Genomic DNA, 15,560 nt, shown 5'->3' on the forward strand with positions numbered 1-15,560 from the left:
CTTGTTTTCCAGGCCCCGTTGACATTGGTGATTGACCCGATGAAAGGCCCCTGATGAGCAACATTCCCGAAGACCTGTCCTACACCGCCGAGCACGAGTGGGTATCCGCACCGAGCGCCGACGGCGTGGTCCGGGTGGGCATCACCGACTTCGCGCAGGACGCACTCGGAGATGTTGTCTATGCCCAGATGCCGGAAGCCGGCACCAAAGTCACCGCAAACGAAGTCGTGGGCGAGGTCGAATCCACCAAGAGCGTCAGTGACATCTATGCTCCGGTCAGCGGCGAGGTCGTGGCACGCAACGAATCCCTCGATACCGATTCGGCGTTGATCAACTCCGATCCGTACGGCGACGGCTGGCTGATCGAGATCCGGCTGGCAGAAGCGGACGCTGTGGAATCCTTGCTCAGTGCATCCGAGTACGAACAGCAGGTAGGCTGAAGCTAACGGGTTCATCCGGTCCGGCCAACGGGCGTCTTCGCACGTCAGTGGCCGGATCGGGGCCCGGCATCGGATCCGCGAGGCGGATCCGTCAGGGCAAAAGTTGATTGCAGGCGTGAGAGCTGCAGCGAAAGAGGAGGAATCCATGGTTGGCCACGAACAGGACCCTGCCGAAGGCGAGCACGGCACAGGTGCGGCCAGGGCTTCGGAGACCACCTCGATCCATCTCACCCCCGTCTCCGACGAACCCACCATCGCCCCCAAGCTGTCCACGGACGAGCGTTCATCCGTGGAGGCGCTGCCGGCCGGTTCCGCGCTCCTGGTGGCCCACAGCGGCCCGAACGCGGGTGCCCGCTTCCTGCTTGACACGGACACCACCACGGCCGGCCGTCATCCTGATGCCGACATCTTCCTGGATGACGTCACCGTCTCGCGGCGCCACGTCGAGTTCCGCCGCACTGCGCGGAGCTTTGAAGTGGTGGATACCGGCAGCCTCAACGGCACGTACGTCAACCACGACCGCGTGGACAGTGTTGAGCTAAAGTCCGGGAACGAAGTCCAGATCGGCAAGTTCCGACTCACCTTCTACCTGAGCCCTGCCCGCGCAGCAGGCCGCGCCTGATCCCGGGACACTTGCCTGTGGCAATGGCACAACCGGAACGCCGGGGGCCCCAAGTTTTGAACATCGGGGAAGTCCTCGCGCAACTCAGCGGCGACTTTCCGGGTATGACCGCGTCGAAAATCAGGTTCCTCGAGGAAAAGGGACTGATTAATCCGCGCCGCACTCCGGCCGGATACCGGCAGTACTCGGACAGTGACGTCGAACGTCTCCGTTTTGTGCTGGCGCTGCAGCGGGACCAGTACCTTCCACTGAAAGTCATCAAGGACTACCTTGATGCGATCGACAGGGGAGAGCGGCCCGAGAACCTGCCGCCCGGCGTCGTGGTTTCGCCGCGGATCGTTTCGGATGAATTGGCCGTGGAGCTTCAGAACCGCGGCCGGAAATTCAGCGAGGAACAGCTGCGGACCGAGTCCGGCGCCAGCATTCCGTTGCTCCAGTCGCTGCTGAGCTTCGGGCTGATCAGCCACAGCAACGGCAAGTTCGACGAGCACGCCCTCCAAGTGGCCCGTGCCTGCGTGCAGCTGGAGAGCCACGGCCTTGAGCCGCGCCACCTGCGGCCGTTCCAGGCCGCCGCGGAACGTGAATTCGGACTCGTGGAGCGCGCAGTTGCGCCGCTCGCGTCCCGGCGCGATTCCGCGTCACAGGCGCGGGCTGCCGAAGCGGCCCGCGAAATCAGCGACCTCTGCCTGGTCCTGCACCGGGCACTGGTCCAGGACCGTATCTCACGTATGGACATCTGATGATCGAAGTGGAGATCGTAGGCGTTCGTATCGAACTGCCGTCCAACCAGCCGCTCGTCCTGCTGCGCGAGATCCACGGCGAGCGGCACGTGCCCATCTGGATCGGGACTCCAGAGGCAAGTGCCATCGCCCTGGCCCAGCAAGGGGTAGTGCCTCCGCGCCCGATGACCCACGACCTCCTGGTGGACGTGGTGGAGTCCCTGGGCCATTCGGTCGTCAGCGTCAACATTGTGGCCGTTGAGGACAACATCTTTTATGGCCAGCTCCAGTTCGAGAACGGCACCACCGTTAGCTCGCGGGCATCGGACGCACTCGCGATCGCGTTGCGGGCCAAGTGCCGCATCTGGTGTGCCGACTCGGTAATGGATGAAGCCGGAGTCCGTATTACCGAGCATGACGAGGGGGAGGATACTGACCCGGGCCCCACCGTGGACGAGGAGCGCGAACTGCGGCGCTTCCGTGAGTTCCTGGACGATGTGGAGCCCGAAGACTTCGACGGCTGAGGTCACGTTAAGGTTAAAGTTGAGCCTGAAAGTTCCGACACGCCTGCGCCAAGCGGCCTAGATCTTTGACCTTGGGGCGCAGCGGGCCTAACGTCGAAGGTATCAAGCTCCCATTGCTTACAGCAGCCGCGCAAGTCACACTGTAAAAGTACGACCCCCGCGAAATTACATGCATGAACTTCATGTGTGAACCGGCTGATGCAGTGGTCCCCGGGAGCTTATGACAAGGAGGATCCAGGTGAGTCCCAAAGGCGAAGCAGGCGGGCTGAAGCAGCCCACAACGGCTGGTGTGGCTGTGCCCGCGAGCGGTGCCCAGGGCCTCCTGTTTACCGAAGACCTTCCCGTCCTTGACGAGGACGCCGGCTACCGCGGCCCCACGGCCTGCAAGGCGGCCGGCATCACGTACCGTCAGCTGGACTACTGGGCACGCACCGGGCTGGTTGAGCCCGCAGTCCGCGGCGCCGCAGGCTCCGGCTCGCAGCGACTCTACGGCTTCCGGGACATTCTCGTCCTCAAGGTAGTCAAGCGGCTTCTGGACACCGGTGTTTCCCTTCAGCAGATCCGCACGGCAGTGGAACATCTGCGCGAACGCGGCGTGGAGGATCTGGCACAGATCACGCTCATGAGCGACGGCGCGAGCGTCTACGAATGCACCTCCGCAGACGAGGTCATCGATCTTGTACAGGGTGGACAAGGCGTTTTCGGCATCGCCGTGGGCCGGGTCTGGCGCGAAGTCGAGGGCAGCCTGGCTTCCCTGCCGAGCGAACACGCCGCTGAACAGTCCTTTCCCGACGACGAGCTGAGCAAGCGGCGCGCTGCCCGCAAGATCGGCTGACAACAGGCTGGCACAACACCAACAAGAAGAGGCCACCCCCTGCGGGGATGGCCTCTTGTCGTTGTCTGCGGAACCTTTGGCTGCAGCCAAAGGGTTAACGCTGGGTTCGGTTTCGCAGCCCGCTTCGGGTCGCCAGGAGGTTGACGAGGAGGGCGTCGAACAACGCAGCGGATGTCTTCGCGGATTCGCCGGGCCAGTGGTGCACCGGGTGGGCCGCGCCCTGGATCTGCTGCCAGTTCGCCTGTTCGGGGATGCGTGGGCTCAGCAGCAGGTCACCGAACATCGATTCCATTTCCGCGAGCCGGTACGTGTGTTCGGAGGAACCGGTGCGAACGCGGTTGGCCACGATGCCTGCGGGGGATAGGTTCGGCGCGAATTCCTGCTTGAACAGCTGGATGGCGCGCATGGTCCGTTCCGTCCCAGCCACCGAGAAGAGTCCCGGCTCGGCCACGAGCGCCACTTTGTCACTTGCTGACCAGGCCATCCGGGTCAGCCCGTTCAGCGACGGCGGGCAGTCAATGAGGACCAGCTCGTAGCGGTCGGCGCCAGCCAGGACCGCGGAAAGCCTGCGAAGGTCCCTGCGGCCAAGGTCGGGGCGGTCGTAGATGCCGGTGTACGCCGAACCCACGGCGACGTCCAGGACGGCCGGTCCGGATCCGTTGGTATGCGCCCGTGCCGTCCAGGAGCTGCCCGCGACATTGTCCGCGAGCTTGGCCCGGCGGGGGCTCTTGAGCATCCTGCCGATGTCCAGCTGGTCGCCGGCCTGGACGCCCAGGGCAGTGGTCGCGTCCGCGTGGGGATCGAGGTCCACCACCAGTGTGGGGATGCCCGCGGCAAGCGCCGCAGACGCCAATCCTGTGGTGACGGACGTCTTGCCGACTCCGCCCTTGAGGCTGCTGATGCTGACTACTTGCACTTGTGAGACCAAAACCTAACGCCGGCTGCCGTGTTGGGGGTAATGTTTGCTCCGGCACTGCCGAAGCAGGCGGCTCGAGCCGCCTTACTCATCATATGTGGCTGCGCCGGTGAATCCCGTCTTATGGGGACGCGGCATGGCACGGCGATGGCATGGGTGCCGGTTCTGCCAGCCTCCGTCGATGCACGCGGGACATGACGGAAGTTTCTGTGACTGTGGCCACAATGATTTGTATTTCTAAGCGCGGGTCTTAGACACTGTGACCACTTACCGATACACCCGCAATGATGCAGGAGAATTATGTTTTCCAAGATTCTGGTGGCCAACCGCGGCGAAATCGCGATCAGGGCCTTCCGCGCCAGCTACGAGCTGGGCGCCAAGACCGTTGCTGTTTTCCCCAATGAGGACCGAAATTCGATCCACCGCCAGAAGGCCGATGAGGCATATCTGATTGGCGAAGTGGGGCATCCCGTCCGGGCCTACCTGGATGTTGCCGAGGTGGTCCGTGTCGCCAAGGAATCCGGCGCCGACGCCATCTACCCCGGCTACGGCTTTCTTTCGGAAAACCCCGATCTGGCCCGCGCCGCCCAGGAAGCGGGCATCACCTTCGTTGGCCCGCCGGCTGAGGTGCTTGAGCTGGCCGGCAACAAGGTGGCAGCACTGAAGGCTGCCCGTGAGGCAGGTGTTCCGGTCCTGAAATCGAGTGAACCCTCGAAGGACATGGATGAGCTGATCGCGGCAGCCGACGAGATCGGTTTCCCCATCTTCGCCAAGGCCGTCGCCGGCGGCGGCGGACGTGGCATGCGCCGCGTCGACACGAGGGAAGCCCTTCCCGAGGCCCTGCAGGCCGCCATGCGCGAAGCCGATGCGGCATTCGGTGACCCCACCATGTTCCTGGAGCAGGCAGTGCTCCGCCCGCGCCACATCGAGGTGCAGATCCTGGCCGACGCCGAGGGCAACGTCATCCACCTCTTCGAACGTGACTGCTCCATCCAGCGCCGTCACCAGAAGGTCATCGAGATCGCCCCCGCGCCCAACCTGGACGAAGGCATCCGCCAGGCCCTTTACCGTGACGCGGTGAAGTTCGCCAAGGCCCTGAACTACGTCAACGCCGGAACCGTTGAGTTCCTGGTGGACACCGTCGGCGAACGCGCCGGACAGCACGTCTTCATCGAAATGAACCCCCGCATCCAGGTCGAACACACCGTCACTGAGGAAGTGACGGACGTTGACCTGGTGCAGGCACAGCTTCGGATCGCTTCCGGCGAGACCCTCGCGGACCTTGGCCTCTCCCAGGAGACGGTCCAGCTTAAGGGCGCAGCGCTGCAGTGCCGCATCACCACCGAGGACCCGGCCAACGGGTTCCGGCCCGACGTCGGGAAGATCACCGGCTACCGCTCCGCCGGCGGCGCCGGTGTAAGGCTCGACGGCGGCACCGTGTACTCGGGTGCCGAAATCAGTCCTCACTTCGACTCCATGCTCGTGAAGCTGAGCTGCCGCGGCCGCGACTACCCGGCCGCCGTGGCCCGGGCCCGCCGTGCCCTCGCGGAGTTCCGCATCCGTGGTGTGTCCACGAACATTTCCTTCCTCCAGGCCGTGCTCGACGACGCCGACTTCATTGCCGGCAACGTGGCCACGAACTTCATCGACGAGCGGCCCCAGCTGCTGAAGGCCCGGGTCTCCGCCGACCGCGGCACCAAGCTCCTGACGTGGCTGGCCGAAGTCACCGTCAACAAGCCCAACGGCGAGCTGAAAGTGCACTCGGATCCGGCCGCCAAACTCCCCGCCGTAGGGGATCGTCAGGCCGCACCGGGATCGCGCCAGCGCCTCCTGGAGCTTGGCCCCGAAGGCTTCGCCAAGGCCCTGCGTGAGCAGACCGCCGTGGCCGTCACCGACACCACCTTCCGCGACGCCCACCAGTCCCTGCTGGCCACCCGCGTGCGTACCCGGGACCTCGTGGCCGCCGGCCCCGCGGTCACGGCCCTCCTGCCGGAGCTCCTGTCCGTAGAGGCCTGGGGCGGCGCAACCTACGACGTGGCACTGCGCTTCCTCGGCGAGGACCCCTGGGACCGCCTGGCGGCCCTGCGGAAGGCGCTGCCCAATGTCTGCCTGCAAATGCTGCTGCGCGGCCGGAACACGGTGGGCTACACGCCGTACCCGGAAGAGGTGACGGTTGCTTTCGTCAACGAGGCCGCCGCCACCGGCATCGACATCTTCCGCATCTTCGATGCCCTGAACGACGTGAACCAGATGGCCCCCGCCATCCGCGCCGTCCGGGCCACCGGAACAGCCGTCGCCGAAGTAGCCCTGTGCTACACCGGCGACATGTTGAACCCGGACGAGAAGCTGTACACGCTGGACTACTACCTGGAACTGGCTCAGCGGATTGTGGACGCCGGCGCCCACATCCTGGCCATCAAGGACATGGCCGGGCTGCTGCGCCCGGCAGCGGCCGCCAAGCTGGTGGCCGCCCTGCGCGAACGCTTCGACCTCCCGGTCCACCTCCACACCCATGACACGGCAGGCGGCCAGCTGGCCACCCTGCTGGCGGCAGTTGACGCCGGTGTGGACGCTGTGGATGTTGCATCCGCCTCGCTGGCCGGGACCACCAGCCAGCCGTCCGCTTCCGCCCTTGTGGCGGCGCTGGCGCACACCCCGCGGGACACCGGCTTGAGCCTTGACGCAGTCAGTTCCCTTGAGCCGTACTGGGAAGCCGTGCGCCGCGTCTACGCGCCGTTCGAATCAGGCCTGCCAGGCCCCACCGGCCGCGTCTACCAGCACGAAATCCCGGGCGGCCAGCTGTCCAACCTGCGCCAGCAGGCCATGGCGCTGGGCCTGGGGGAGCGGTTCGAGGCGATCGAGGACATGTACACCGCCGCGGACCGGATCCTGGGCCGCCTGGTGAAGGTCACGCCGTCGTCCAAGGTGGTGGGCGACCTCGCCCTGCACCTCGTAGGTCTCAACGCAGATCCTGCGGACTTCAACGAAAACCCGCAGAACTACGACATCCCCGACTCCGTCATCGGCTTCCTTTCCGGCGAACTCGGCGACCCGCCCGGAGGATGGCCGGAACCGTTCCGCACCAAGGCGCTCCAGGGCCGCAGCATCAAGGTCCGCGACGTTGACCTCAGCCCCGAGGACAGCGCCGCGCTCAAGGGTGATTCCAAGACCTGCCAGGGCACGCTGAACCGCCTGCTCTTCGAGGGTCCCACCAAGGACTACCTCAAGAGCGTGGAGACGTACGGCAACATTTCCGTCCTCGACACCCGCGACTACCTTTACGGCCTGCAGCGCGGCGCCGAGCACGAGATCCAGCTGGAGAAGGGTGTCCGGCTGATCGCCTCGCTGGAAGCTGTTTCCGAGCCCGACGAAAAGGGCATGCGGACGGTCATGTGCACCCTGAACGGCCAGTCCCGCCCCGTTGTGGTCCGTGACCGCTCCGTGGTGAGCAACGTCAAGGCTGCCGAGAAGGCAGACCCGGCCCAGCCGGGCCACGTCGCCGCGCCGTTCGCCGGCGCCGTCACCGTGACCGTCAAGGCCGGCGACACGGTCAACGCCGGTGACACGGTGGCCACCATCGAAGCAATGAAGATGGAAGCCTCCATCACGACGCCGGCGGCAGGCAAAGTCTCGCGGCTCGCCATTTCAGCGGTGGAGCAGGTGCAGGGCGGGGACCTCCTCCTGGTCGTCGAGTAGGGCTAAGCAGTCCAGGCATAAGTCCAGGCATAAAAGGAAGGGCCCTCCCCGGCTTGGAAGTTTACTTCCGCCGGGAGGGCCCTTCGTTTTGCGTTGCCGCTTAGCCGCGCGGCGCGCCGTACATTTCCTCGATGACTGTCTCGAAGTCCTTCATCACCTGGGCCCGCTTCACCTTCATGGACGGCGTCAGGTGGCCGGAGGCTTCCGTGAAGTCCGAAGCGACGATCCGGAATGACTTGATGGCCTCCGCCTGCGACACCGAGGCGTTGGCCTGCGTGATGAGGTCCTGCACGGCGGCCTTGACCACCGGGTTCTCGACCGCTTCGTCGAGCGTAGTGGTGGCCGGCAGTCCGTGGCGCTGGAGCCAGCCCGGCAGAGCCTCCTGGTCCAGGGTCACCAGTGCGCCGATGAACGGCCGGTTGTCGCCCACCACCAGGACCTGGGAGACCAGCGCATCCGCCCGGATCTGGTCTTCCAGGAGGGCGGGGATCACGTTCTTGCCGCCGGCCGTGACAATGATTTCCTTCTTGCGGCCGGTGATCCACAGGAAGCCGTCGTCATCGAGCCGTCCGATGTCGCCGGTGCGGAACCAGTCATCGGCAAACGTATCCGCCATCAGGTCATCGCGCTGGTAGTAGCCTCGCATGACGCAGACGCCCTTGGCCAGGATTTCGCCGTCGTCGGCAATCTTCACCGAATTGCCAGGCAGGGGCTTCCCCACGGAACCGATCTTGATCAGGGCCGGCGTGTTGACGGAGATTGGGGCGGTAGTCTCGGTCAGGCCGTAGCCCTCGAGCACTTGCAGGCCGATGCCCTGGAAGAAGTGGCCCAGTCGCTCTCCCAGTGGCCCGCCGCCGGACACGGCGTGGGCAACATGCCCGCCCATGGCGGCACGTAGCTTGCCATAGACCAGCTTGTCGAACAGTGCATGGCGGAGCTTCAGGCCGAGGCCAACGTGCCCTGCCTGCCTGGCCTTGGAGAAGGCGATAGCGGTATCCGCGGCCCGATGGAAGATGGGGCCCTTGCCGCCGTCCTCGGCCTTTGTCAGCGCCGAGTTGTAGACCTTCTCGAAGACCCGCGGAACAGCCAGGATAAACGTGGGCTCGTAGCTCTGCAGGTCGGCAAGCAGGTTCTTGATGTCTGGGGTATGCGCCACGGTGGTTCCGGCGGCCATGGCCAGGACGGAGATGAAGCGCGCGAACACATGCGCCAGCGGCAGGAACATGATGGTCTTGGCGTTCTCGTGCACGATCTCGCCGATGATGGCCAGGGCGTTGTCGGAGAGCTCAACGAAGTTCCCGTGGGTGAGTTCGCAGCCCTTCGGCCGGCCAGTGGTTCCTGACGTGTAGATGATGGTGGCGATGTCGTCCAGGTTGGCGGCACTGCGGCGGGCCTCAAGGTCGGCGTCGCTGACGTCCCGTCCGGCCTCACGGACGGCGTCCAGTCCGCCGCCTTCGAGCTGCCAGACGTTCTGGAGGGCGGTGAGGCCTTCCGAGGTGGCAGCCTGCCGGATGATGTCCTCGTGGTGGGCGGCCTCGCCGAAGGCGGCCACAGCCCCTGAATCGCCGAGGTTCCAGGCAACCTGCGACGGCGAGGAGGTCTCGTAGATGGGCACCGAGACGGCGCCGGCGAACCAGATGGCGAAGTCGATGAGGGCCCACTCGTAGCGTGTGCGGGACATGATGCCCACCCGGTCGCCGGCTCCCACGCCGCTGGCCATCAGGCCCTTCGCAAGGGCCTGGACGTCCGCCAGGAAGTCTGTGGCGGAGACGTCCCGCCAGGCGCCTGCGGAGTCCAGCCGCGAGAAGAGCGCAGGGTTGCTGGGCTTGGCTGCCTGCCGCAGCACAAGATCGGTGATGTTGGTTTCCGGTGGGACAACAACCAGGGGCGGAACACTGAATTCGCGCACTATAGCTCCTTTGATATCCATAGACCCGCACAGGGTATGCCTAAAGACTAATACGCCTGCAACTTGGCCGTGCAGAAACAAACCTACTGGCCAGTAACATATGAGTCAAAGAGGAGTGGGGGTGGCCATGGGCCCGGCCTCCGGCGTTGCCCGCCCGGCGCGCCCTAGAATGAAGCACTATGTACGTAACGCCCCCTGGCGAGCCAGCCGCTCCGCTCCGACGTCCGGCCCCCTGGCGGCGGCGGCCGCTGGCCTCAAGGGCCCGGCCCAGACGAACGGAAACGTTCCGCGAGCACCTGCGGCTCGGGCGCAAGGGGCTGGCAATCGGCATTGATATCGGCGGCACCAAGGTCGCCGCCGGCGTGGTGGACGCCGACGGAAGGATCCTGAGCGAGGCCCGGCGGTCCACCCCCGGCAGCGACCCGCGCGCGGTGGAGCAGGTCATCGTGGAGCTCGTGGACGAACTCGGGGCCGGCCATAGGGTGTGGTCAGTAGGCATCGGTGCGGCCGGTTGGATGGACCTGGACGGCGGAACCGTGCTTTTCAGTCCGCACCTCGCCTGGCGAAACGAGCCGTTGCGGGCAAACCTGCAGCGCCTGCTGCGCCGGCCTGTGCTGCTGACGAACGACGCCGACGCCGCGGCCTGGGCGGAATGGCGCTTTGGTGCGGGGCAGGGCGAGGACCGGCTGGTGTGCATCACCCTCGGTACCGGCATCGGCGGTGCCATGGTGATGGACGGGCGGGTGGAGCGCGGCCGGTTTGGTGTAGCCGGCGAATTCGGCCACCAGATCATCATGCCCGGCGGGCAGCGTTGCGAGTGCGGCAACCGGGGCTGCTGGGAGCAGTACGCCTCTGGCAACGCCCTGGGCCGGGAAGCGAGGATTCTGGCGCGCGCCAATTCGCCGGTTGCCCAGGAACTGCTGGCCTCCGTCGGCGGCGACGCCGAGCAGATCACCGGGGCCATTGTCACTGATCTGGCACTCGCCGGTGACGCGGCCTGCCGCGAACTCCTGGATGAAGTGGGCGAGTGGCTGGGCCTGGGATTGGCGAACCTGGCGGCAGCATTGGATCCGGGGCTGTTTGTGATCGGCGGGGGACTCTGCTCGGCAGGGGACCTGCTGGTGGAGCCCGCGCGCAAGGCGTTCGCCCGGAACCTAACGGGCCGTGGCTTCCGTCCGGCGGCCGGCATTGAACTGGCAGCGCTCGGACCAAACGCGGGGCTCATCGGGGCGGCCGATCTGTCCCGCGTCAGCAGCCGCATGCGGTGAGGGACGGACCTTAGACGCGGGCGCCGTCGTCGTTCTCGTCTTTTTCCTGGGGCAGCTTCATGATGAGGTAAACCACGGCAAGGATGAACACCGCCACCATGCCCACAATCGCCAGCAGCGGCGCGGACCGCCAGAACATCACGGCCAGGAGCAAGGCAATGGGTGCACCAATTGCCCCGAGCCAGGCAAGCATGGTCAGGGGATCCGTCCCGGCAAGGCTTGGCGGTTCCTCGGGAACGAAGTCCCCGGCGTCGTCCTCCGCAGCGTAGTCACGCGGGCCGAAGGCGGCAGGGCCGCCCTGGCTGTCAGCGCCGGTCCGCTCGCCGGCGTCGGCCTGCCTGCCGTCACCGGCGCCCGGCGTCGCCGCCTGCCGTTCGGCTGCGGACAGTTCGGTGGGGGCTGTTCCCGCCAGACCCAGCGGATCAAAGTCGCGGAACGTCGCGGACCTGCCGGACCCGGCCACGGCCTCCGGGCCGGCCGGACCAGGAGTTTCAGGGTCATTGCCCATGGCGTCAGGGCCCGGGGAGGCGTCCGCTGCGCCGGTAGGGGTGGCAGGTTTCTCTTCGAGCCGGGCCACCAGGTCCAGCCACACAGCATCGTCCTGGTTTGCGCCCTGGTCCGGCGAGCCGGAGTCGGGCCTATTCATGGGCGGTGCCCTCTTGGACCTGGGCTGCTGCCGTGCCGGCAATCACCGCGCGGATGAAGTCGGCGGAGCCCTGGAAGATCTCCTCGGCGTCGTTATCCAGTGTTGCCACGTGGTAGCTGTTCTCCAGGGTGGTCAGTGTCAGCGGAGCGTTGGTCAGGCCACGGCGCAGGGCTGCCACACTCGTGTCAGAGACCACGTGGTCCACGGTGGACCGGAAGACCCGTACGGGTGCGGTGATGCGGGGGAGCAGCCGGATGGTGTCCTTGAACATCTTGTTCAGCTCGTGGGCCGCGGCTACGGGGGTCCGCGGGTAGGCGCCCTCGTCCATCCCGGGCTTGAGGATGTCGTTGGCAATGGCCGGGGTGCTCTTCATGACCAGTTTCAGGATGCCGGCCAGTGGAGCGCGGGGATCATCAATCACCAGTCCGGGGTTCACCACGATCACCCCGGCGACGGGCCGGGTGGCGGCAATTCTCAGGGCCAGGGCACCGCCCATGCTCAGCCCGGCGACGAAGACGTGGTCGCAGTGGGAGTCCAGTTCCAGGTAGGCGTCGTCCAGGGCGCCGTGCCACTGCGGCCAGCGCGTGCGCGCAAGGTCCTGCCAACGGGTGCCGTGCCCCGGCAGCAGCGGCATGCGTACCGCGAAGCCGGCGTCGGCGAGCGACTGGGCCCACGCGCGCAGCCCGTGCGGACTGCCCGTGAATCCGTGCGAGAGGACCACCCCGATCCGGGCTCCGCCGCCGTTGACTGTGCTGTTGAAAGGGCTGTGGTCCGGTACGCCGGTCATGAAGTCTCCGTGGTGTGAGGTGTGGCCGCGGTTCGGGCTGACGGTGCAGTGCTGGGTGCATGGGCAAGGAAGAAGGCGCTGGAACGGGCAAAAATCTCGGGCGCATCAACATCCAGGGTGGCCACGTGACCGCTGTTGTGCAGGTCCACTACCTCAACCAGCCGTGGGCCCAAACGCTGCCGTAACATCAGGAGTGAGGTGGCCGGCACCACGACGTCCGACTGGGACTTGAATACCTGCACCGGGGCGGTGACCTGGTGCAGCCCGCGGGTGGCTGTGCCGAAAAGCTTCTTGAGCTCGTGCACGGCTGCCAACGGAGTCCGTGAGTAGTCGCCGTCATTGGTGACGTCCGCCGTCGGCTGTTCCTCCTGAATGGGCTGCGTGGTGCGCTGGAAGTACTTGAGAACTCCGATGACCCGCACGCGGCGGTCGTAGAAGCTGAGGCCGGGATTCACCAAGGAGACGCCAGCCACGGGATGCCTGGCGGCAGTCAGGAGCGCAATGGCGCCGCCCATCGAGAGGCCGGCCACAAAACACTTCTCTGTCCGGGCGCTCAGCTGCAGGTACGCCGATTCGAAAGTCCCGTACCAGTCACGCCAGTCCGAGCGGGCGAGCTGCCGCCAATCCGTACCATGGCCGGGCAGGAGCGGCACCGACACGGCGAATCCTTGGGCGGCGAGGTTCTCTGCCCAGGGCAGGATGCTGAGCGGGCTGCCGGTGAAGCCATGGCAGATGGCAATCCCGGTAGTGGCATTGGGTCCGTGGCCGGGGTAGCTGAAAGCGGCAGGCCGGGGCGCGATGCTGCTTTCTGTCATAACACCATCGTGTCATTGTTCTCGACAAATCTCACTAGAGTAGGGTTGCACTGGAGTGCCCGCCCGGCCCGACGAAGGGCTGGCCGGCCGGCTTCCGGAGAGGTTCGTCACGTGTTCTATTGGGTCATGAAGAGGATCTTCCTGGGGCCGGTGCTGCGGCTTCTTTTCCGCCCCTGGGTCAAGGGCCTGGACAATGTTCCGGCGCAGGGCGCGGCAATTATCGCCTCAAACCATCTGTCATTCTCCGACTCCATCTTTATGCCGCTGATGGTCCGCAGGCCGGTTGTTTTCCTGGCCAAGTCCGAGTACTTCACCGGCACCGGCGTCAAAGGCAGGCTGACGGCCATGTTCTTCAGGCTCACCAACCAGCTGCCCATGGACAGGTCCGGGGGCGCGGCATCGGCTGTTTCGCTCAACGCCGGCATGGATGTCCTGACAAGCGGAGGACTGCTGGGCATCTACCCTGAAGGGACCCGCAGCCCCGACGCTCGCCTCTACCGGGGCAAAGTGGGCGTCGCCAGGCTGGCCCTGCAGGCTGGTGTGCCCGTGATTCCCGTGGCCATGATCGGCACGGACAAGGTTCAGCCCATCGGCAAGCGGATGCCGAACATCCGGCGCATCGGCATGATTTTCGGTGCGCCCTTGGATTTTAGCCAGTACGCAGACCAGGCGGAGGACCGGCTGGTCCAGCGCAAGGTCACCGACGAAATCATGTTCGAGCTGATGCGGCTCTCCGGCCAGGAGTACGTGGACGAGTACGCTGCCGTGGTGAAGCTCCGCCTTACGGGCGCAGCAGCCACAGAGGCTGGGGGCGCCACCGCGAAACGCGCCGATCCTGACGGCGGTGCTGAGGGCAGTGATGCCGATGGTAAGGACCCGGCAGCGGGCTGACTGTGACGCCGCTCTCGGTACGCGTGACGGTCAGGTGTCCTGAAGCCAGCCGCGCACATTAGTCTTAGATAGTGACTGAGCTATCTGCAAAACCTGCCTTTTCGCTGTCCAGCACCGCCCAGAGCGGAGCAGCCAATTATCCTGGCCTCGATGATTGGCGTGACCTTCCCGTATCCCAGCAGCCCAGCTGGCAGGACAAGGACGTTTTCGACGCGTCTGTCGGGGAGCTTTCCGTTCTCCCGCCGCTGGTTTTCGCCGGCGAAGTGGACGTACTCCGGGAACGGCTGGCGGCTGCAGCAGAGGGCAAAGCCTTCCTGCTGCAAGGTGGCGACTGTGCTGAGACCTTCGAAGCCGCAACGGCGGATAAGATCAGCGCCCGGGTCAAGACCATTCTCCAGATGGCAGTGGTGCTCACCTATGGCGCAGCGATGCCGGTCATCAAGATGGGCCGGATGGCCGGCCAGTTCGCCAAGCCCCGCTCTTCCAACGACGAGACCCGCGACGGCGTGACCCTCCCGGCGTACCGCGGCGACATTGTCAACGGCTACGAGTTCACTCCCGAGTCCCGTGGCCATGACGCCGCCCGGATGCTCAAGGCCTACCACACGTCCGCCTCCACCCTGAACCTCATCAGGGCCTTCACGCAGGGCGGCTTCGCGGACCTGCGCTCCGTGCACCAGTGGAACAAGGGCTTCACTGAAAACCCGGCGCACGCCCGCTACGAATCCCTGGCCCGTGACATCGACCGCGCCATCAAGTTCATGGCGTCCTGCGGCGCTGATTTCGAAGCACTCAAGCGGGTGGAATTCTTCGCCAGCCACGAGGCCCTGCTGCTGGACTACGAGCGCGCACTGACCCGCATCGATTCGCGGACCGGTTTCCCGTATGACACGTCGGCGCATTTCCTGTGGATCGGGGAGCGTACGCGCGAGCTTGACCACGCGCACGTGGACTTCCTCTCACGCGTCCGGAACCCCATCGGTGTGAAGCTGGGCCCGTCGACAACCGGCGACGACGCCCTCCGCCTCATCGACAAGCTGGATCCCGAGCGGGAGCCGGGCAGGCTGACGTTCATCACGCGTATGGGCGCGGGCAATATCCGCGAGAAGCTTCCCGCCATTGTGGAGAAGGTGACCGCCTCCGGCGCCAAGGTTCTCTGGGTCACCGATCCGATGCACGGCAACACCGTTACCTCGCCCAACGGCTACAAGACCCGGAACTTCGACGACGTCATTGACGAAGTACGTGGGTTCTTCGAAGTCCACCATGCTTTGGGCACGGTTCCCGGTGGCCTCCACGTCGAGATGACCGGCGACGACGTCGCCGAATGTCTGGGCGGTGCCGATCCGGTGGACCAGGAAGCGTTCCTCGACAAGTACGAGTCGGTCTGCGATCCGCGCCTGAACCACATGCAGTCCCTGGAAATGGCGTTCCTGGTGGCCGGAGCACTGGCCAAGCACTGACCGCTCGACGCGGAGTCGGACTTCCGCGG

14 protein-coding genes are annotated in these 15,560 nt (G+C 65.7%); 9 read left to right on the top strand and 5 right to left on the bottom strand.

Features of this window, described 5'->3' with window-relative positions:
• The first annotated feature begins 53 nt into the window (after positions 1 to 53).
• The 5 genes from gcvH to NIBR502772_RS10135 all read left to right on the top strand — a co-directional run bounded on the left by gcvH (position 54) and on the right by NIBR502772_RS10135 (position 3,140).
• Positions 54 to 440, top strand: a complete 387-nt coding sequence (gene gcvH, locus NIBR502772_RS10115; RefSeq protein ID WP_056342321.1) for a glycine cleavage system protein GcvH — start codon at positions 54 to 56, stop codon at positions 438 to 440.
• 145 nt (positions 441 to 585) lie between these two features.
• Positions 586 to 1,062, top strand: coding sequence for an FHA domain-containing protein (locus tag NIBR502772_RS10120; protein ID WP_141140080.1), 477 nt, complete (start codon positions 586 to 588; stop codon positions 1,060 to 1,062).
• A gap of 23 nt (positions 1,063 to 1,085) precedes the next feature.
• Complete coding sequence (locus tag NIBR502772_RS10125; RefSeq protein ID WP_056342316.1) at positions 1,086 to 1,802, top strand: MerR family transcriptional regulator; 717 nt, start codon at positions 1,086 to 1,088, stop codon at positions 1,800 to 1,802.
• Positions 1,802 to 2,305, top strand: a complete 504-nt coding sequence (locus NIBR502772_RS10130) for a bifunctional nuclease family protein (RefSeq protein ID WP_056342311.1) — start codon at positions 1,802 to 1,804, stop codon at positions 2,303 to 2,305. Before NIBR502772_RS10125 ends, NIBR502772_RS10130 begins: the two co-directional genes overlap by 1 nt.
• A 238-nt stretch (positions 2,306 to 2,543) precedes the next feature.
• Positions 2,544 to 3,140, top strand: coding sequence for a MerR family transcriptional regulator (locus NIBR502772_RS10135; RefSeq protein ID WP_111906896.1), 597 nt, complete (start codon positions 2,544 to 2,546; stop codon positions 3,138 to 3,140).
• A 94-nt stretch (positions 3,141 to 3,234) separates the two neighbouring features.
• On the opposite strand, the gene NIBR502772_RS10140 is transcribed toward NIBR502772_RS10135, so the two are convergent.
• Positions 3,235 to 4,056, bottom strand: a complete 822-nt coding sequence (locus NIBR502772_RS10140) for a ParA family protein (protein WP_141140081.1) — start codon at positions 4,054 to 4,056, stop codon at positions 3,235 to 3,237.
• Between the two features lie 300 nt (positions 4,057 to 4,356).
• On the opposite strand from NIBR502772_RS10140, the gene NIBR502772_RS10145 reads away from it, so the two are divergent.
• Entirely contained in the window at positions 4,357 to 7,752 is a 3,396-nt protein-coding gene (locus NIBR502772_RS10145; RefSeq protein ID WP_141140082.1) for a pyruvate carboxylase, read from the top strand.
• Positions 7,753 to 7,852: 100 nt separating this feature from the next.
• Here the strand turns inward: NIBR502772_RS10145 and NIBR502772_RS10150 are convergent, their stop codons facing one another.
• Positions 7,853 to 9,661, bottom strand: a complete 1,809-nt coding sequence (locus NIBR502772_RS10150; protein ID WP_141140083.1) for a long-chain fatty acid--CoA ligase — start codon at positions 9,659 to 9,661, stop codon at positions 7,853 to 7,855.
• Between the two features lie 179 nt (positions 9,662 to 9,840).
• Between NIBR502772_RS10150 and NIBR502772_RS10155 the strand changes: the two genes are divergently transcribed.
• Positions 9,841 to 10,929, top strand: coding sequence for an ROK family glucokinase (locus NIBR502772_RS10155; RefSeq protein ID WP_058929399.1), 1,089 nt, complete (start codon positions 9,841 to 9,843; stop codon positions 10,927 to 10,929).
• 10 nt (positions 10,930 to 10,939) lie between these two features.
• Here NIBR502772_RS10155 and NIBR502772_RS10160 read toward each other — a convergent pair whose 3' ends face one another.
• The 3 genes from NIBR502772_RS10160 to NIBR502772_RS10170 are packed head-to-tail and all read right to left on the bottom strand — an operon-like array spanning position 10,940 to position 13,177.
• Positions 10,940 to 11,575 carry a hypothetical protein gene (locus tag NIBR502772_RS10160; protein ID WP_141140084.1) on the bottom strand — a complete coding sequence of 212 codons (636 nt, stop codon included), beginning with the start codon at positions 11,573 to 11,575 and terminating at the stop codon, positions 10,940 to 10,942.
• Positions 11,568 to 12,362 (bottom strand): carboxylesterase, encoded by a 795-nt coding sequence (locus tag NIBR502772_RS10165; protein ID WP_141140085.1) that lies wholly within the window; start codon positions 12,360 to 12,362, stop codon positions 11,568 to 11,570. The genes NIBR502772_RS10160 and NIBR502772_RS10165 overlap by 8 nt, the downstream gene beginning before the upstream one ends.
• A complete protein-coding gene (locus NIBR502772_RS10170) occupies positions 12,359 to 13,177 on the bottom strand; it encodes a carboxylesterase (protein ID WP_141140086.1) in 819 nt (272 codons plus the stop codon). Before NIBR502772_RS10170 ends, NIBR502772_RS10165 begins: the two co-directional genes overlap by 4 nt.
• Before the next feature lie 111 nt (positions 13,178 to 13,288).
• Here NIBR502772_RS10170 and NIBR502772_RS10175 point away from each other — a divergent pair, with 111 nt between their 5' ends.
• Positions 13,289 to 14,068 carry a 1-acyl-sn-glycerol-3-phosphate acyltransferase gene (locus NIBR502772_RS10175; RefSeq protein ID WP_246848754.1) on the top strand — a complete coding sequence of 260 codons (780 nt, stop codon included), beginning with the start codon at positions 13,289 to 13,291 and terminating at the stop codon, positions 14,066 to 14,068.
• A gap of 71 nt (positions 14,069 to 14,139) precedes the next feature.
• A complete protein-coding gene (locus NIBR502772_RS10180) occupies positions 14,140 to 15,531 on the top strand; it encodes a class II 3-deoxy-7-phosphoheptulonate synthase (RefSeq protein WP_181037301.1) in 1,392 nt (463 codons plus the stop codon).
• The last annotated feature ends 29 nt before the right edge of the window (positions 15,532 to 15,560 follow it).

The organism is Pseudarthrobacter sp. NIBRBAC000502772, from assembly GCF_006517235.1.
GTDB lineage: Bacteria > Actinomycetota > Actinomycetes > Actinomycetales > Micrococcaceae > Arthrobacter.